16 protein-coding genes are annotated in these 18,012 nt (G+C 69.3%); 11 read left to right on the forward strand and 5 right to left on the reverse strand.

Annotation, left to right across the window (positions count from 1 at the left end; genetic code table 11):
• The first annotated feature begins 104 nt into the window (after positions 1–104).
• Positions 105–1,868 (forward strand): proline--tRNA ligase, encoded by a 1,764-nt coding sequence (locus ACGFIF_RS04610; protein ID WP_393151405.1) that lies wholly within the window; start codon positions 105–107, stop codon positions 1,866–1,868.
• A 148-nt stretch (positions 1,869–2,016) separates the two neighbouring features.
• On the opposite strand, the gene ACGFIF_RS04615 is transcribed toward ACGFIF_RS04610, so the two are convergent.
• On the reverse strand, positions 2,017–2,820 hold the full coding sequence (locus tag ACGFIF_RS04615) for a hypothetical protein (protein ID WP_393151407.1): 804 nt from the start codon (positions 2,818–2,820) through the stop codon (positions 2,017–2,019).
• Positions 2,821–2,996: 176 nt separating this feature from the next.
• Here ACGFIF_RS04615 and ACGFIF_RS04620 point away from each other — a divergent pair, with 176 nt between their 5' ends.
• On the forward strand, positions 2,997–3,773 hold the full coding sequence (locus tag ACGFIF_RS04620; RefSeq protein WP_393151409.1) for a TSUP family transporter: 777 nt from the start codon (positions 2,997–2,999) through the stop codon (positions 3,771–3,773).
• Positions 3,774–3,780: 7 nt separating this feature from the next.
• Here the strand turns inward: ACGFIF_RS04620 and ACGFIF_RS04625 are convergent, their stop codons facing one another.
• The gene (locus tag ACGFIF_RS04625) at positions 3,781–4,257 is read right to left on the reverse strand and encodes a GAF domain-containing protein (protein WP_393151411.1); all 477 of its coding nucleotides are present in this window, start codon (positions 4,255–4,257) and stop codon (positions 3,781–3,783) included.
• A 124-nt stretch (positions 4,258–4,381) separates the two neighbouring features.
• Between ACGFIF_RS04625 and ACGFIF_RS04630 the strand changes: the two genes are divergently transcribed.
• The gene (locus ACGFIF_RS04630) at positions 4,382–5,092 is read left to right on the forward strand and encodes a class I SAM-dependent methyltransferase (protein WP_393151413.1); all 711 of its coding nucleotides are present in this window, start codon (positions 4,382–4,384) and stop codon (positions 5,090–5,092) included.
• Here the strand turns inward: ACGFIF_RS04630 and ACGFIF_RS04635 are convergent.
• Positions 5,076–6,239 carry a cytochrome P450 gene (locus ACGFIF_RS04635; RefSeq protein WP_393151415.1) on the reverse strand — a complete coding sequence of 388 codons (1,164 nt, stop codon included), beginning with the start codon at positions 6,237–6,239 and terminating at the stop codon, positions 5,076–5,078. The two genes, ACGFIF_RS04630 and ACGFIF_RS04635, sit on opposite strands and share 17 nt — an antisense overlap.
• Positions 6,240–6,362: 123 nt before the next feature.
• Here ACGFIF_RS04635 and priA point away from each other — a divergent pair, with 123 nt between their 5' ends.
• The 8 genes from priA to ACGFIF_RS04675 are packed head-to-tail and all read left to right on the forward strand — an operon-like array spanning position 6,363 to position 15,081.
• Positions 6,363–7,136 carry a bifunctional 1-(5-phosphoribosyl)-5-((5-phosphoribosylamino)methylideneamino)imidazole-4-carboxamide isomerase/phosphoribosylanthranilate isomerase PriA gene (priA, locus tag ACGFIF_RS04640; RefSeq protein WP_393151417.1) on the forward strand — a complete coding sequence of 258 codons (774 nt, stop codon included), beginning with the start codon at positions 6,363–6,365 and terminating at the stop codon, positions 7,134–7,136.
• Positions 7,133–9,448, forward strand: a complete 2,316-nt coding sequence (locus tag ACGFIF_RS04645) for an HAD-IB family hydrolase (RefSeq protein WP_393151419.1) — start codon at positions 7,133–7,135, stop codon at positions 9,446–9,448. Before priA ends, ACGFIF_RS04645 begins: the two co-directional genes overlap by 4 nt.
• Positions 9,445–10,641 carry a zinc-binding dehydrogenase gene (locus tag ACGFIF_RS04650; protein ID WP_393151421.1) on the forward strand — a complete coding sequence of 399 codons (1,197 nt, stop codon included), beginning with the start codon at positions 9,445–9,447 and terminating at the stop codon, positions 10,639–10,641. The genes ACGFIF_RS04645 and ACGFIF_RS04650 overlap by 4 nt, the downstream gene beginning before the upstream one ends.
• 33 nt (positions 10,642–10,674) lie before the next feature.
• The gene (locus ACGFIF_RS04655) at positions 10,675–12,255 is read left to right on the forward strand and encodes a lactate racemase domain-containing protein (protein ID WP_393151424.1); all 1,581 of its coding nucleotides are present in this window, start codon (positions 10,675–10,677) and stop codon (positions 12,253–12,255) included.
• A complete protein-coding gene (locus ACGFIF_RS04660; protein ID WP_393151426.1) occupies positions 12,255–13,187 on the forward strand; it encodes a lysophospholipid acyltransferase family protein in 933 nt (310 codons plus the stop codon). The genes ACGFIF_RS04655 and ACGFIF_RS04660 overlap by 1 nt, the downstream gene beginning before the upstream one ends.
• Positions 13,184–13,783, forward strand: a complete 600-nt coding sequence (locus ACGFIF_RS04665; protein WP_393151428.1) for a hypothetical protein — start codon at positions 13,184–13,186, stop codon at positions 13,781–13,783. Before ACGFIF_RS04660 ends, ACGFIF_RS04665 begins: the two co-directional genes overlap by 4 nt.
• A 57-nt stretch (positions 13,784–13,840) precedes the next feature.
• On the forward strand, positions 13,841–14,602 hold the full coding sequence (gene hisF, locus ACGFIF_RS04670) for an imidazole glycerol phosphate synthase subunit HisF (protein WP_393151430.1): 762 nt from the start codon (positions 13,841–13,843) through the stop codon (positions 14,600–14,602).
• Entirely contained in the window at positions 14,599–15,081 is a 483-nt protein-coding gene (locus ACGFIF_RS04675; RefSeq protein ID WP_393151432.1) for a MarR family winged helix-turn-helix transcriptional regulator, read from the forward strand. The genes hisF and ACGFIF_RS04675 overlap by 4 nt, the downstream gene beginning before the upstream one ends.
• An 11-nt stretch (positions 15,082–15,092) precedes the next feature.
• Here ACGFIF_RS04675 and ACGFIF_RS04680 read toward each other — a convergent pair whose 3' ends face one another.
• Both ACGFIF_RS04680 and ACGFIF_RS04685 read right to left on the reverse strand, forming a co-directional pair.
• A complete protein-coding gene (locus ACGFIF_RS04680; RefSeq protein WP_393151434.1) occupies positions 15,093–16,628 on the reverse strand; it encodes a right-handed parallel beta-helix repeat-containing protein in 1,536 nt (511 codons plus the stop codon).
• A complete protein-coding gene (locus ACGFIF_RS04685) occupies positions 16,625–18,007 on the reverse strand; it encodes an O-antigen ligase family protein (protein ID WP_393151436.1) in 1,383 nt (460 codons plus the stop codon). Before ACGFIF_RS04685 ends, ACGFIF_RS04680 begins: the two co-directional genes overlap by 4 nt.
• Positions 18,008–18,012: the final 5 nt, after the last annotated feature.

An 18,012-nucleotide genomic window follows, 5' to 3' on the forward strand; every position in this document is an offset into this window, starting at 1 on the left:
CCCGCGCCCTGTGGATAACGTGGTGAGAGCATGGTCGCGGGGCGGATATCCTCTGTGACGTCCGTTGTTTCATCCATCTTTTCTCAGGCTTTTTGGAGACTCCCGTGATTCTGCGTATGTCGTCGATGTTCCTCCGCACCCTTCGCGAGGATCCGGCGGACGCGGAGGTCCCGAGCCACAAGCTGCTCGTCCGCGCCGGCTACATCCGGCGGACCGCGCCCGGGATCTACACCTGGCTGCCGCTGGGTCTGCGGGTGCTGCGCAACGTCGAGCGGATCGTGCGCGAGGAGATGGACGCGATCGGCGCGCAGGAGCTGGTGTTCCCCGCGCTGCTGCCCCGGGAGCCCTACGAGGCGACCGGCCGCTGGACCGAGTACGGGCCGAACATCTTCCGGCTGAAGGATCGCAAGGGCGCCGACATGCTGCTCGGGCCGACGCACGAGGAGATGTTCACGCTCGTCGTGAAGGAGCTCTACTCGTCGTACAAGGACCTGCCGCTGTCGATCTACCAGATCCAGAACAAGTACCGCGACGAGGCGCGGCCGCGGGCCGGCGTGCTGCGCGGGCGCGAGTTCGTGATGAAGGACTCGTACTCGTTCGACATCGACGACGACGGGCTGGCGGCGTCGTACGAGCTGCACCGGCAGGCGTACATCAACATCTTCGACCGGCTCGGCTTCGACTACGTGATCGTCAAGGCGATGTCCGGTGCGATGGGCGGTTCGCGGTCGGAGGAGTTCCTGGCCATCGCGGAGAACGGTGAGGACACCTTCGTCCGTTCGGCCGGCGGGTACGCCGCCAACGTCGAGGCGGTCGTGGTTCCGCAGGCCGAGCCCGTGGACGCTTCCGGTGTGCCCGCGGCCGAGGTCGTCGACACGCCGGACACGCCCACGATCGACACGCTCGTGGACGCGATGAACGCGAAGCACGCCCGGACCGACGGGCGCGAGTGGACCGCGGCGGACACGCTGAAGAACGTGCTCGTCATGCTGGTGCATCCCGACGGCACCCGCGAGCCGCTGGCGATCGGCGTATCGGGTGACCGCGCGATCGACGAGAAGCGGCTGGGTGCGCAACTGGAGCCCGCCGAGGTGGTCGCGTTCGAGGAGTCGGACTTCGAGAAGTTCCCCTCGCTGGCCAAGGGCTACATCGGTCCCGGTGTGCTCGGCTCGGAGAACACCTCCGGGATCCGCTACCTGCTCGACCCCCGGATCGCCGAGGGGTCGGCGTGGGTGACGGGTGCGGACAAGCCCGGCTTCCACGTGATGAACCTGGTGCACGGCCGCGACTTCACCGCCGACGGCACGATCCAGGCCGCCGAGGTGCGCGACGGTGACGAGGCCCCCGACGGTTCGGGTCCGCTGTCGTCGGCGCGCGGGATCGAGATGGGCCACATCTTCCAGCTCGGCCGGAAGTACGCCGACGCGCTGGACCTGAAGGTGCTGGACCAGAACGGCAAGCTCGTCACGGTCACCATGGGCTCCTACGGTGTCGGCGTCACCCGCGCGGTGGCCGCCATCGCCGAGGGCAACCACGACGAGCTCGGCCTGGTCTGGCCCCGCGAGATCGCCCCGGCCGACGTCCACCTCGTTGCCACCGGCAAGGACTCCGAGGTCTTCGAGAAGGCCGCCGAGCTGGCCGCCGAGCTGGGGTCCCGCGGCCTGACGGTGATCTACGACGACCGCGAGAAGGTCTCGCCGGGCGTCAAGTTCAAGGACGCCGAACTGATCGGCGTCCCCACCATCGCCGTGGTGGGCAAGGGCCTCGTGGACGGCACCATCGAGGTCAAGGACCGCCGTTCGGGCGACCGGACCGACGTCCCGGTCGCCGAGGTCGTCGACCACCTGGTGTCGGTCGTCCGCGGCTGACCCCGGTGTCGGTCGTCAGTGGCCGACAGAACACCTCAGCCCTCGGTCGTCCAACGACTGACGGAACACCTCAGCCTCGGTCGTCCACGGCTGACGGAACACCTGAGCTGCAGGCTGTCCTCCTGAGGGAGGACGGCCTGCGGCCGGTTCAGGGGCGGATCCAGACGGTCCAGCGTTCGAGGCGGAGGTAGCCGAGGCGTTGGTAGACGGGTTGGCCGGCGTCGGAGGCGATCAGGGCTGCGGGTTGGGCCGCGTGGTGGCTCGTGGCGGACCAGGTGATGGCGGCGCCGGCGGACCGGCCCCGGGCGGCAGGCATGACGGCGACGTTCTCGACGACCGTCAGGCCGGCGGCGTCGTGGGCGGTCGCGGTGGCGAGCGGTACGTCGCCGTCGTACCCGACCCAGACGGTGGACGGACCGCCGAGGCAGGTCGCGTTGTAGAGGGCGCCGGGCTGGAAGGGCTGGAGTTCTGGGAGCGGGTAGCCCTCGATCAGCACGCGTTCGGCGTCGGCGAGGCCGGTCTCGTCGGTGACCTGGCGGATCTCGAGGTCGGTGACCGGCGGGGTGGTCGCGGCGTCGGGGAGGCGCAGCATGAGCGGGGGGTGGCCGGCGAGGGCGAGGCCGTGTTCGCGCAGATCGCGGGTCGGCCAGGGGCTGAGGTACAGGTACGGCACGTTGTTCGGCAGTCGCCGGGCGACGTCGGCGATCACCTCGGCCGGGTCGATCGGTTGTTTCTGCACGACCCAGTTCGTCAGCGGTCCGCGGTCACCGAGGAAGCCGCCGGCCCAGGCATCACCGTCGTACCAGGGCTTGCCGGCCCGGCGGGCGGCGTCGGTGGCCCAGGAAGCGTGCGCGAGGACCGCCTGCCGGACGAGTGAGTCCGTCGGGGCGAGGTCCGGTTCCCAGCCGGTGGCGAGCGATTCGCCTTCCGGTGGCAGGATCGAGGACGCCATCCGCCCACTGTCGCACCGCCGGTGCGGCTTTGTCTGCCACCGGGACCGTGGTCGCCGACGCGCGGTCGACAGTCCTGATCAGTGGGGTGGATCACGTCCGTCGGTGTAAGGGTTTTTTGGAACAACGTCCTTACCTGATGATGGGCGGGTGAGTGCTTTCCGCCTGGTGTGCCGCCGTGCCTGACGTTTCACTGTGGACCCTGGTTTTCCTGGTGATCGCGGCCTTCTCGGCCGGCTGGATCGACGCCGTGGTCGGGGGCGGCGGGCTGATCCAACTGCCGGCGATGCTGCTGGGTCTCCCGGGCGCGACCCCGGCGCAGATCCTGTCGACGAACAAGATCTCGTCCTTGTGCGGTACGGCGACCAGCGCGGTGACCTTCGGCGTGAAGGTCCGCCCCGATCGCCGGACCGTCATCCCGCTGGCGATCCTGGCCGGACTCGGGTCGGCCGCAGGTGCGCTGGTGGCGACGAAGATCCCGATGTCGTGGTTCAAGCCGATCGTGCTGGTGCTGCTGATCGGGGTCGCGATCTACACCGCGATGAAGCCGTCGCTGGGGGCGCGGACGGCGTTGCGGTTCGACGGCCGCGACCATTACGTCGCGGCCAGCGTGGTCGGCGTACTGATCGGCTTCTACGACGGTGCGGTCGGGCCGGGCACCGGGTCGTTCCTGATCTTCGCTCTGGTCGGGTTCCTCGGCTACAACTTCCTGCAGGCCAGCGCCAAGGCGAAGATCGCCAACGTCGCCACCAACCTGGGCGCCATCATCATCTTCGCGGTCAACGGCGCCCCGCTGTGGATCCTCGGCCTGATCATGGGCGCCGCCAACATGCTCGGCGGCCTGCTCGGCGCGCGGACCGCGGTCGCACGAGGCAGCCGCTTCGTCCGGATCATCTTCCTGGTCGTCGTCTCCGCCCTCATCCTCCGCCTCGCCTACGACGTCTTTTGGGGCTGACGGCGGATCACCTGTTGCTGAACGTCGGGGCCCAGGGGGCATCGCCGAGGCCGATGCGGTGGATGGCTTCGGCCGTGCGTTCCGCCAAGCCTTGGAGGGCGGCGATCTGGCGTGGGGTGGCGCGGTGGTGGCGGGACCAGTACGCGCCGATGGCGGCGGTCGGGGCCGGGGAGCCGACCGGGACCATCAGCAGGCTGCGGACGAAGGTCGGCATGTACGCCTCGAGCGGGATGCGTTCGTCGAGCTCGATATCGGGGACGACGGCGGTCTCGTCGTGCGTCATCGCCCAGCCGCTGATACAGGCGGAGATCGGGAACCGCTGACCCTTCCACAGCGGCGCGATCGCGTCCTCGTCGGCGTAGAAACAGCGATCCTGCTCCCTGAGGACGAAGGTCGCGCCCTGCGCACCGGTGAGCCGCCGGGCCTCGACCCGGACGATCTCGCCGACCTCGGCCAGGGTCTGCGCGGCCGCCAGGTTCGTCATGCGGTCATTGTGCGTGGCGCCGAGCAAGCAGCGCCAGTGTCAGTGCCCCGGCGAGACAACTAGGGTCCGGATCATGGTCGATTACAACGGACGGTTAAGCAGTGTGTACGCCGCGGGACGTGTCATGACCGCGGACGAGGTCCAGCGCTGGACCGCTGCCATCCAGGCGTACCTCCCGGAGGAGCGGCCGCTGACGCTCCTCGACCTGGGCAGTGGGACCGGCCGGCTCACGCCGGGGCTGGCCGAGGAGTTCGGCGGGCCCGTGTACGGCGTGGAGCCGTCGGACCGGATGCGCGAGATCGCTGAGGATGCCGCCGCACACCCGAGAGTGACCTACCGACCCGGTAGCGCCGAGGAGATTCCGTTGCCCGATGCATCGGTAGACGGGGTGCTGATGTTCCTGTCGTTCCACCACTTCCGGGACCAGTTGAAGGCACTCCAGGAGGTCCGCCGGGTGCTGAAACCGGAGGGCGCGGCCTTCTTGCGCAGCCAGTTCGCCGACCTGATGCCGGATCTGTTCTGGTACGACTACTTTCCGTCCGCCCGCGAGGTCGACGCGGCCATGTATCGCACGCTCGACGAGTGCAAGGCGCTCGCCGAGGCCGCCGGGCTGCGACCGGCTGAAGGTCCGGTCTGGGTGAGTGCGGAGCAGCCGCGCACGCTCCGCGAAGCCCACGATCGGCTCGAGCTCAGGGCGCTGTCGACGTTCGAGCACCTGCCCGAAGCGGAGATCGAGCAGGGGTTCGCCCGGCTGGCGGTCGATGTCGAGCAGGAGCCGGACAAGGTCATGCCGGTGCACCCCGCCGCGATCCTGGTGCTCAGGCGTCCCAGCTGACGTTGAGTGCCGGCGGTTTGCGGAAGACGAGGCCGTGTGGGGGCGGTGAGGCCGGATCGAGTCGGAGGCCGGACAGGTCGAGGATGGCGCTGACCGCGGTCTGGGTCTCGAGGCGGGTCAGGTGCATGCCCAGGCAGATGTGCGGGCCACTGGCGAAGGCCAGGTGGCGGCGCGCGTTGGTACGGCGGACGTCAAAGGTGTCGGGGGAGGAGAAGACGGCCGGGTCGCGGCCGGCGCCGGCCAGGGAGACGGTGACCAGGTCGCCGCGGCGGATCGACGCGCCTGCCAACTCGACGTCGCGGGTTGCGTAGCGATCGACGACGGCTGCAGCCGGCTCGAGGCGGAGTGACTCCTCCAGGGCGTTCGGTAGCAGGGTGGGATCGGCACGGACGAGGTCCAGTTGGTCCGGCGCGTTGAGCAGATGCCAGAGGGCGTTGGTGATCATGCCCTCGGTGGTCTCGATCCCGCCGAACATCAGTACTGCGGCATTCGCGACCACCTCGTCGACGCCGAGGCCGGCGTGGGCCGCGGCGGCGATCAGGGAGTCGGCCGAATCGATGCCTGCGGCAACGTGTGCGTGCAGCTGGGCGAACGCCTCGGCGCCCTCCTGCGTCACCGGCCGTCCGGCGGAGACCCCCGTCACCGAGTCGGAGATCGCGGTGTACCAGTCCAGCACTGTCGAGGCCGAGGCAGGCGGGAGCCCGAGCGAGTAGGCCACCACCGCCACGGACAACGGCCCGGCCACGGTCCGCCGCAGGTCGACGGTGGGCCGCGGTGTGCCCGCTTCTCCCCGCTCGGCGCGGTCGAGCGCGTCTGTGGGCTGGATCGCCGCGATCAGGTCGTCGACGGTCTGTTGGACGACGGCGGTGAAGCGGCGGCGGGTCTCCGCGAGTCCGAACGGGGACTCGAACGGATCCCGGTGCGCCTTGTGCGCGGCGCCGTCCAGCGACAGCATCGACGGCCCGACCACCTGCGCGGTCGAGAACCGCGGATCGTCGACCGTGAACGTCACCGGATCGCGCATCACCGCCAACGCATGCTCCCGGCCGGCCACCACCCACCCGCCCAGCGCATCCACCCACCCCACCGGCCGCAAGGCTGCGAGCGCCAGGTGCGGGTCCGTCTCGAGCTCCTCCAGGGTGACCATCCAGCCACCCTAGATCGTGCAGACCACTGGCTAGACTGGTATTGCTGAGACAGATTGGATGTCAACGACTCAGCGGGGCAGCGGGTTACGAAAGCTGAACTGAGGCCATCTAGGGTGTGGGCCATGTCTGTGTCGGATTCTTTCCCCACCCCACCGCCCCGGTCGGGGAACCTGGTGCTGCTGCCCGCCGTCGATGTGGCGGACGGTCAGGCGGTCCGGCTGGTGCAAGGGGAGGCCGGCAGCGAGACGTCGTACGGCGATCCGCTGGCCGCGGCGATGGCCTGGCAGGACGCCGGCGCGGAGTGGATCCACCTGGTCGATCTGGATGCCGCGTTCGGTCGTGGCAGCAACCGCGAGCTGCTCGCGGACGTGACCGGCAAGCTGGACGTCCAGGTCGAGCTGTCCGGCGGGATCCGCGACGACGACTCGCTCGAGGCGGCCCTCGCCACCGGCGCGCGCCGGGTCAACATCGGCACCGCCGCGCTCGAGGACCCGCAGTGGTGCGACCGGATCATCCGGCAGTACGGCGACCGGATCGCGATCGGCCTGGACGTGCGCGGCCGGACCTTGGCGGCCCGCGGCTGGACCAAGGAAGGCGGCGACCTCTACGAGGTGCTCGAGCGGCTGGAAGCGGCCGGCTGCGAGCGGTACGTCGTCACCGATGTGACCAAGGACGGCATGCTCCAGGGACCCAACCTGGACCTGTACCGCGATCTGTGCGCGCGCACCGACAAGCCGATCATCGCGTCCGGCGGCGTGTCCAGCCTGGACGACCTGACCGCACTCAGCACGCTCGTCAAGGACGGCGTCGAGGGCGTCATCGTGGGTAAGGCTCTGTACGCCGGTGCGTTCACCCTCACCGAGGCACTCGAACTCACGCGTGGAGGCGACAAGTGAGTCTGGCCGACAAGCTCAAGGACAAGAAGGTCCTGGTCACCGGCGTCACCGGGTTCGTCGGTGAGGCCCTGCTGCACCGGATCATCGGGGACCTGCCCGGTACGACGGTGGTCGCGATCATCCGGCCGAAGGGCTCGCTGACGGGCACCGACCGGATGGCGCAGCTGCTGAAGAAGGACATCTTCAAGCCGTTCTACGGCGAGGGCACCGAGCATGCCGACGCCGAGGCCCTGACCGCGGCCCGGATCGAGGTCGTCGAGGGCGATCTGGCCGACGTACCGGAGCTGCCGAAGGATCTCGACATCGTCGTGCACTGCGCCGGCGACGTCAGCTTCGACCCGCCGATCCACGAGGCGTTCACGACCAACGTGCTGGGCACCAAGAGCCTGCTCGAGCGGATCGACGAAAGCCGCGCAGGGACGGATCGCCGGATCCATTACGTCCACATCTCCACCGCATACACCGCTGGACGCCGACGGGGCGCGATCCCGGAGGCGCCGGTCGAGCACACGGTCGACTGGCGGGCCGAGGCCGAGGCCGGGATGGCGATGAAGGCCCGGGTCGAGGAGCAGTCCCGGTCGGCGCCGATGCTGGCGAAGTTCCGCAAGGACGCCGAGAAGCTGCACCGCCGGGCCGGCCACCTGACCGCCGCGGCCGACACCGAGCGGCGCCGGATCGAGTGGGTCGCGAAGAAGCTGGTCGAGACCGGCACCGAGCGCGCCCGCAGCCTCGGCTGGACCGACTGCTACACCTTCACCAAGGCTCTCGGCGAGCGCGTGGTCGAGGAGTTCTCGGCCAAGCTGCCGACCTCGATCGTCCGGCCCGCCATCATCGAGTCCGCGGTGCAGAGCCCGCACCCGGGCTGGATCGAGGGCTTCAAGATGGCCGAGCCGCTGATCCTGGCCTACGGCCGCGGCGAGCTGCCCGAGTTCCCGGCCAGCCCGGACTCGGTGGTCGAGATCATCCCGGTCGACCACGTCGTCGGCGCGATCTGCGCGGTGATGGCGATCGAGCCGGAGCTGTCGAAGCCGGAGTACTACCACGTCAGTTCCGGCGCGCGGAACCCGCTGACCTTCGAGCAGTTGTACGCCGGTGTCCGGGCGTACTTCTCCAAGCACCCGTTCGACCTGGGCGAGCGCGGCGCCGTCCGGCTGCCGGTCTGGAAGTTCCCCGGCGGCGACTCGGTGGAGAGCATGCTGCGGTACGGCGAACGCGCGCACAAGATCGCCGACAAGATCGTCACCCACGTCCCGCGCGGCGAGCGGACCCGGAAGTACGCGCGCGAGCTCGATGTGCAGAAGCGCCGGCTCGACTTCCTCCGCCGGTACATGGATCTGTACGCCGAGTACGCCCAGGCGGAGCTCCAGTTCATCGACGACAACGTGCTGGCCCTGCACAACGCGCTCGAGGGCGACGACCGGGAGAAGTTCTGGTGCGACACCTCGATCGTCGACTGGCAGCACTACCTGCAGGAAGTGCACTGCCCGAGCGTCACCGACTCGCTGCGCCGGCTGGACGTCGTCCGCAAGAAGCGGAACAAGGCGCTGGCCGAGTCCGCCGGTGTGCTCAAGAAGATCGGCGAGCCTGCTGGTAGCGACACAGACGCCGAGGTGATCGCGGCGTTCGACATGGACGGCACGCTGCTGTCCTCGAACGTGATCGAGACCTACCTGTGGATGCGGCTGCCCGAGCTGGACAGCCACCAGCGGGTCGGTGAGATCGGCGCGATGCTGCGCAAGCTGCCGAAGCTGATCTCGGCCGAGCGCAAGGACCGCGGCACGTTCCTGCGCACGATCTACCGCCGGTACGAGGGCGCCGATCTCGAAGAGCTCAACCGCATCGTCGACGAGCTCCTGGCCGAGCACGTCCTGGAGCGGCTGAGTGGTGCCGCCGTCCGGCGGATCCGCGAGCACCGCGCCGCCGGGCACAAGACGATCCTGATCACCGGTGCGGTCCGGCCGCTGACCCGGCCGTTGGAGCCGTTGTTCGACGAGATCGTCGCCGCCGAGCTGGCCGTGGACGACCGCGGCCGGTGCACCGGGTTCCTGTCCGGGCCGCCGCTGGTCGGCGAGTCCCGGGCCGCGTGGATCAAGCACCGCGCCCGCGGTACGTCGATCGACCTGTCCAAGTCCTACGCCTACGCCGACAGCCACTCGGATCTCCCGATGCTGCAGGCGGTCGGCAATCCGGTCGCGGTCTCGCCGGACGTGTCGCTGTTCCGGGCCGCCCGGGCCGCGCGCTGGCAGATCGTCGACTGGAAGACCCCGTCCACTTCGTCCCGACTGGAGCTGCCTGGGGTGAACGCCCGATGATGCTCGCTCTCGAGATGTACCGGTCGCCGGCCAAGTACCTGGCGGCCAAGGCGGTCGGCGGCCGGATTCCCGGCATCCTGACCGGCCCGGCCGCGCCGCTGCGCCTCGTCACCATCAACGAGCCGAAAGCCGAGCGGGCGGGCTGGGCGCGGATCCGCCCGATCCTGTCCGGCATCTGCGGTTCCGACCTCGGTATGGTCACCGGCTCGACCAAGCTGTACTTCTCCGCGATGGTGTCGATGCCGTTCGTCCCCGGTCACGAGATCGTCGGCGAGCTGCTCGACGACTGCGAGGACCTGCCCAAGGGCACCCGGGTGGTGATGGACTCCGTTCTCACCTGTGCCGCGCGCGGCGTCGAGCCGTGTCAGGGCTGCACGTCCGGGAACACCAACCGGTGCGACCGCATCACGGTCGGCCATGTGGCGCCGGGGCTGCAGACCGGGTTCTGCCAGGACACCGGTGGCGGCTGGGGCAACGTGATGGTCGCGCACCGCAGCCAGTTGTACGCCGTACCGGACGGGATGTCCGACGAGCGCGCCGTACTGGCCGAGCCGTTGGCCTGCGCCGTCCACACCGCCCTGCGCGCGAAGGTGGAGCCGGGTCAGTCGATCCTGGTGAGCGGTGCCGGCGCGGTCGGGCTGTTCGCGACCCTCGCGCTGCGCGAGCTGACCCAGGCCGGCCGGATCACGGTCGTCGCCAAGCACGCCAAGCAGCGCGAACTGGCTCGTGCCTTCGGTGCCAGCGACGTGGTCGCCCCCGACGAGGTGTTCCGCGGGGTACGACGCTCGACCGGTGCGTTCCGGCTGAAGCCGGAGATGGCCAAGGAGTTCCTGCTCGGCGGTGTGGACATCGCCGTGGACGCGGTCGGTAGCAAGGACTCGATCGACACCGTCCTGCGGGTGACCAAGGCCGGCGGCCGGGTGCTGCTGTCCGGGATGCCCGCCAGCGGTGCCGACCTGTCGCCGGTGTGGTTCCGGGAGCTGGAGCTGACCGGGACCTACGCGTCCGCGCGGGAGGAGCCGAACGACCAGCCGGCCTTCGAGACCGCGCTGGAGCTGGCCGCGAAGGCTCCGCTGGATGGAATTGTCGGTGCACGCTACCCGCTGTACCGCTGGCGCGAGGCGATCGACCACGCGCACTCGGCCGGCCGTCTCGGCACGGTCAAGGTTGCTTTCGATGTGAGGGCCTCATGAGGGCGCTGAACGTACGACGAGAGGGTTTGTGACATGTCTCGGCCAGGTTTCGTGCTTGAGGTGGACGACCGGACGCCGCCGCTGCTCGTGCACAACGGTGAGGGCTTCCTGCTGGAGCGCTTCCCGCTCGGCACCCGGGTGGTGTACCCGCCGGAGGCGCTGCCGCCGGTCCGGGACGTCGAGGAGGCGATCCAGAACGCGCTGCTGAACCCGATCGACTCCGAACCGCTGCCGGAGCTGCTCACCGCCGGGATGCGGCTGACGATCGCGTTCGACGACATCTCGCTGCCGCTGCCGCCGATGAAGAAGCCGGACATCCGGCAGCGCATCATCGAGGCGGTGCTGACGATGGCGGCCGACGCCGGTGTCGACGACGTCGAGCTGATCTCGGCGAACGCGCTGCACCGCCGGCTGACCCCGAACGAGCTGCGCGACATCGTCGGCGAGCGGGTGTTCCGGTCGTTCTTCCCCGACGGCAAGCTGTACAACTTCGACGCCGAGGACACCGCCAACCTGACCCACCTGGGCCAGACCAAGCACGGCGAGGACGTCGAGATCTCCAAGCGGGCGGCCGAGTCGGACCTGCTGGTCTACGTGAACGTGAACCTGGTGGCGATGGACGGCGGCCACAAGTCGACGTCGATCGGACTGGCGTCGTACAAGTCGCTGAAGCACCACCACAACAGCCACACGATGATCCACTCGCGGTCGTTCATGGACCACAAGGCCTCGAAGATGCACCACTCGGCCTGGCGGATGGGCGCGGTGCTGACCGAGCACGTCAAGGTCTTCCAGATCGAGACCACGCTCAACAACGACATCTTCGGCGGTCCGCTGGAGTTCCTGCAGAAGCGCGAGTGGGAGTGGTCGATCAAGGACCAGGCCTCGATGCTCGGCACCAAGCGGGCGCTCGCGGCCGCGCCGGCCAAGCTGCGGCACAAGATCTTCACCGACGTCCGCTCGAACTACGGGCTGACCGGGATCAACGCCGGCAAGATCGAGCCGGTGCACGAGAAGACGATCGAGACCGTGCACCGCCAGCACCTGGTCGAGGTGCAGGGCCAGTCCGACGTCGCGATCATGGGCGTGCCGTTCGTCGGCCCGTACAACGTGAACTCGGTGATGAACCCGATCCTGGCCGCCTGTATGGGTCTCGGGTACTACTTCAACTCGTACCGGGGCAACCCCGTGGTCCGCAAGGACGGCGCGGTCATCCTCTACCACCCGGTGCCGTACGAGTTCAGCCAGCTGCACCACCCGTCGTACGTCGACTTCTTCGAAGAGGTGCTGTCGGAGTCGACCGACCCGGCCACGATCGAGGCGAAGTTCGAGAAGCAGTACGCCGAGGACCCGTGGTACATCCACCTGTACCGGACGTCGTACGCGTACCACGGCGTGCACCCGTTCTACATGTGGTACTGGATCTCCCACGCCCTGGACCACTGCGGTGACATCGTCTGGGTCGGCGCGAACCGCAAGACGGTCGAGCGGATGGGCTTCCGGTCGGCGTCGACGCTGCAGGACGCGCTGGAGATGGTCAGCCACTCGGTCGGCCGGTCGCCGTCGATCACCTACCTGCACAACCCGCCGCATCTGCTCGCGGACGTGCGCTGATGGGTACCAGCCTGGTCAAGTTCAGCCGCGACACCGCGCGGGACGTGAAGCAGGTCGCGCGCGGCTGGCGGTGGGGCCGGCGGCCGCAGGTACCGCGGTCGGCCGAGCCGTACGTGATCCCGAAGGAGACCTCGGTCTTCCCGACGAAGTGGGCCCGGACTCCGGCCGCGATCGCGGTACGCGAGGTGCTGCAGAAGGGCGCGCTCAACTCGGTGCTGCGGTGGGAGGTCAACCCGCAGGTGAGCGGGCTCGACTCGCTGCTCAAGCTCAACGGCCCCGCCCTGATCGTGGCGAACCACTCGTCGCACCTGGACACCCCGCTGGTGCTGTGCACGCTGCCGGACGGGATGCGCCGCAAGACCGCCGTCGCCGCGGCCGCCGACTACTTCTTCGACACCTGGTGGCGGGCGACCGCGTCGGCGATCGTGTTCAACACGTTCCCGATCGAGCGCCGCGGCGGCAAGCTCAGCTCGACCCCGGGCGATCTGCTCGCGGACGGCTGGAACGTCGTCGTCTTCCCGGAGGGCACGCGTTCGCCTGATGGATGGATGGAGCGGTTCCGGATGGGCGCGGCGTACCTGGCCGTCGAGCACGGCGTCCCGGTGATCCCGGTCGGGATCAAGGGCTCGTTCGCCGCGATGCCACGCGGTCGTGGCTGGCCGGTGCCCGGCCGCCCGACGGTCGCGGTCCGGTACGGCGACCCGCTGGTGCCGGCCGAGGGCGAGAGTGCCCGCGTGTTCGCGCCGAAGATCTCCGCCGCGGTCTCGGCCCTGCTGGACGAGGAGTCGACCACCTGGTGGGAGGCCCGTCGCCGGGTCGCTGCCGGCACCTCGCCGTCCCAGTCCGGCCCCGACGCCGCCCGCTGGCGCCGCGTCTGGGAGTCAACCGCCCCGATCAAGCCGGCCGGCTCCAAGCGCCGCGCCTGGAAATGACGCCGTTGGTGTTCCGGCCGAGGTTCGCCTCGGCCGGCGGTCAGTTCTGGGTGCTCGCGGGTGCGTACCTGCTGATCGGCGCGATCCTGTGCGCGTCGCTGGCAACCTGGGCGATCAGCCTGATCGCCGCCGTTTTTCTCTACGTCGGTGTCGTGCTGGTGCTCGCGAGCATGCTTGTACTCACTTTCCGGCACACCTGGGTCGCGATCGACGCGGAGACGGTCACCTGCAAGGCGAGTCCGTGGGGCCGGCCGAGAGTGCTCTACCTGTCGCAAGTCGTGCGGGTGATGTCGATCGGCCGGATCAAGAACTCGCTGCCGATCGGAGTCCTGGTCATCCTTTCGGCCAACGGCGCACGCCTCGGTGCGTCACGCTGGCTGTGGGACCAGGACACGCTGGAACGGGTGGCGGCCGCGGTCTCGGCCGGCCGGGTGCCGATCGAGCGCCGGCCTGTGGTTGGGCAGATCGAGATGGTGCGTGAGCTCGGCGTCGATCCGGAGTTCAAGAGAAATCCCGTGCACGTGCTCGTGCTGCTGGCCGCAGCCGGCGCCGGCGTCCTGATCGCCTGGCCGATCGTCCGGGCGCTTCTCCTCTGACGGCCTGCTGTGGACGGGTTGCGCTGCTACTCGGCGCCGACTCGGTACGCTGACCGCGTGAGTCTTGCCGTGCGAGTGATCCCCTGCCTGGACGTCGATGCCGGGCGGGTGGTCAAGGGGGTCAACTTCACCGACCTGCGCGACGCCGGGGACCCGGTCGAGATGGCCAAGGTGTACGACGCGGAGGGTGCCGACGAGCTCACCTTCCTCGACATCACCGCCTCCTCGGGGTCGCGCGAGACGACCTACGACGTGGTCGGGCGGACCGCTGAGCAGGTGTTCATCCCGCTCACCGTCGGCGGCGGTGTCCGCGAGGCGGCCGACGTGGACCGGCTGCTGCGGGCCGGCGCGGACAAGGTCGGTATCAACACCGGTGCGATCGCCCGGCCGGAGGTGATCCGCGAGATCGCTCACCGGTTCGGCAACCAGGTGCTGGTGCTGTCCCTCGACGTACGCCGGGCGCCGGACCAGCCGAGCGGGTTCGAGGTGACCACGCACGGTGGCCGCAAGTCGGCCGGCCTGGACGCGATCGAGTGGGCCCAGCGTGGCTGTGAGCTGGGTGCGGGGGAGATCCTGCTGAACTCGATGGACGCCGACGGCACCAAGCAGGGGTTCGACCTGGAGCTGATCCGGGCGGTTCGTGCGGTGGTCGACGTACCGCTCATCGCGAGCGGGGGAGCGGGAGCGCCTGAGCACTTCCCGCCCGCGGTCGAGGCGGGTGCGGACGCCGTACTGGCCGCGAGTGTGTTCCACTTCGGCGACTTCCGGATCGCCGATGTGAAGAAGGCGCTCCGCGACGCCGGGATCGTGGTCCGGTGACCGTGCACACCTCAGAGACCGACAGGCCGGAGCAGAGTGAGCGGCTGGTCGCCGACATCGAGCAGGAGCTGTCCGCGCTGTTCCGCCGGTCGCGGTCGGCCTCGCTGCGGCTTGCCCGCAGGGTTCACCCGGAGATGGACGCGGCCGGCTACGCGCTGATCTCCCAGATCGAGCTCGGTACGGCGAGCGGCGGTCCGGGCGTGCGAGCGTCCGATGTCGCCCAGGCGCTCGGCCTGGACAAGTCGACCGTGAGTCGCGGCATCACCCAACTGCAGAACCTCGGCCTGATCGAACGCGTCGGCGACCCGGACGACGGCCGCGCCCGGCTGCTCCGTCTCACCGCCGTCGGCGCCGAGCGTTTCGGCGCGATGCGCACCCAGCGCCAGACCGAATTCCGCGCCATCCTCGAACGCTGGAACCCCACCGACCTCGGCGACCTGGGCCGCCTCCTGTCCCGGCTGAACGCCGACTTGAGCTGATCACCTGGGGTTCAGCGGCCGGCTCGTTCGGCCCGGCCTTTCTCGTCGTTGCCCAGCTCACGCCATTGGGCCCAGGTCAGATCGGTGTCGTTCCAGGAGAAGTGCGCCTCGGTGAGGGACGTCAGGTAGTAGGTGTTGGCCTCGAACCGGTTGTTGCGCTCGGTGTAGACGGCGGTGTCGCCGATGTCCTGGACGGCGCCGGTGCTCTGGCCGCTGGACATGGTGATGCGGTTGTCATGCACCCAGACGTTGCGGACGACGTGCGGGCCGTGCGGCGCGGGGATCTCCTCCGCGCGGTTGCCGCTGTCGATGAGGGCGATGCCGTTGGCGTTGTCGCTGACGGTGTTGCCGACGACCTCGATGAGTCCGGTGCCGCCCGACGACTGGATCTGGATCCCGGCCTCCCAGGCCCAGCCGATGTGCCGTTGGCCGTTACCGGAGATCTCGTTGTGCCGGATGACGGCGTCGTAGCTGATCTCGTGCTGGATGCCGGCTCCCCAGTTGCCGGTGATCTTGTTGGCCGTGTACTCGGTGTGGATGTTGCCGCCGTCGGTCCACAGCCCCGGACCGAGGTTGTCGTGGACGTAGTTGTGCGTGACCGTGTGCCGGTCGGTGTGCCAGCTCTTGCTGCCGCCCGCCTCCCAACCCGCCGAGTAGCCGGCCACACCGTTGAACGCGATCTCGTTGTCGCTGACCACTGATCCGGTGCCCCAGGCACCGAAACCGAGCTGACCCTGGTGGTGCACGAAGTTGGCGGTGACGACTGCTCCGTCGGCAAATCCCAGGCCGACGCCGTGGTTCAGGCGCACCTCGTTGTTGACGATGCGCCAGCCGGCCCCGGATCGCTCCGGTCCGACCTGACGGCTCTCGACGGCCGCGACCTGGGCCTCGTTGGCAGCCTGCTCGAGGACCAGGTTGGCGACGGTGACATCGTCGACTGTCGCGCTGATGAGGCTTTCCGCAACCGCCTGCTCGACCAGGTGGCCTCCCGGGTCGTCGCCGATCGTGATCGTGTTCGTGCTGTAGTCGGTATGGAAGGTGCCGCCGACGACTGCGGACGGCGAGTCCACCCGGGTCAGCGGCTGCTTGTCCACGAAGACGTCTTCGGCGTACGCACAGGTCGGCACGGACTCCAGACACTCGCCGTGGGTGCCGGGATCAGCAGGCAAGAATCCCTTGGTTGACCACGCATGGCCGAACTGTTGCCAGCCGGTCAGCACCTTCGACCCACTGACAACGGCCCCCAACCGGCCGATGATCGCGTCGCCGTCCTTCGGAAGCAAGGGTTTCTCCACCCGGTATGTGCCGGGGGAGAGGCAGTACGTCGTACCGGCCGCGTGGGCGTCGATCGTCGATTGGAGGTCGTCGGACGGGCCGACCGTGACACCGTCGCAGGATCTGGGGATCGGACCGACCGGACCCGTGAGGCCCGCGCGACCCGGCGCTGTCGATTCGCCGGTACCGTCCAAGGGCCAGGCCAGGGCCAGCAGCGCGACCAGCACGCAGGCGGCAGCGATCCAGCGTCGCCGGCTCGACCCAGGTTTCACGGCCCCGCCCCGTCACGGAACCAGGGCCGGGCCGTGGTCACGGCCACCCCGATCCCGAACGTGGTCCACAGCAGGGCTGCCACCTGCGGTCCCTCCAACTGGGGATCGAAGAAGCAGGACACCAGGACGGCCGTGGTCACCATCAGCGAGAGCACAGCCACCTGCCGTCGGGTGTGCAAACCCTCCCGTGCCAGCCGCCGGCAACCGGCGACCATCCGCCAGTACCAGCCGACCCACAAGGCGATCCACAACGAGATGCCGACCAGACCCATCCTGGCCACGATGTGCAGGTGCGAGTTGTGCGGGCTCCGCAGTGTGTCCTTGCCGGCGTCGTACACGCCGACCTCGGTGGCCAGGTTCTGACCGAACCCGGACCCGTCGACGAGATGACCTTCGGCCACCTGCTTGTCGAGGATCAGCGTCCACAGTTGCTGACGTCCCTCAACCGTTCCGCCCAGGTTTCCGGACGTTTCCTTCCCGCTGAGGCTCACCACGTTGTCGACCAGTTGCGAGGCCGAGAACTCCCGGCCTTGCAGTCCGCCGAGCGGTACGTTCAGCGACAGCAGCGACGCCAGGCCCAACCCGGCCACCATCACGAGTACGACGCGGGCAGCGAGCCCCACCCGGTTGCGGACGAACGCCAACCCGACCGCCAGGCCGGCCATCACGCCGAGCAGACCGCCCCGGTTCTGGGTGGCGGCGAGGGCGATCACCAGGAGCGCCATCAAGCTCCAGACCGCGCGGCTGCGAGCGCTGCGAGTGCCGGGCAGCAGCCACATGCAGCCGAGCACGAGCAGCGCCGCGATGGCTGCGCTCCCGGATTTGTGCGACAGCACCGACACGGTGGAGAAGGGCACGGTGGGAGCCCTGTCGGCCAGCGGGTAGAGCACCACAGCGAACGGCAGCCACAGCAACAGCCACGGAGTCAGCCGGGCGAGCTGGGTGATCAACCGGTCCAGAAGCTCCGGTGACGTGGCCAGCGCGGCCGTCACGAAGAACGCGAACAGGCAGTACGACCACAGCGCGGCATCCCGCAGCGCGTCCAGCTGGTAGGTGCCCACGCCGGGCACCATGCGGATGAATCCCCAGACAGCGAACGCCCCGAGCAGCGCGAGAACCGGCTCGTCCCTGATCGGCACCTGAAGGTACCGGGTGGCCACGAGGGTGGCCACCGCGCCGACTCCCAGCACCATCTCGCCGACGAACAGCGGGCTGCCCGGCAGATGAAGGTAGGCGAAGGCCCGGTCGAAGAGCAGGTATCCGGCCAGGAGGGGACCGAGCAGGCGGCCGTAGAGGACGAAGAGACGTCCCGATGCCTGCGGCGAAGGAGCGCCCACGAAGCCGCCGTACGTGCGTGGACTACCGGCGGGCGGTGACATCGGGA

This window comes from Kribbella sp. NPDC049174 (assembly GCF_043197365.1).
GTDB lineage: Bacteria > Actinomycetota > Actinomycetes > Propionibacteriales > Kribbellaceae > Kribbella.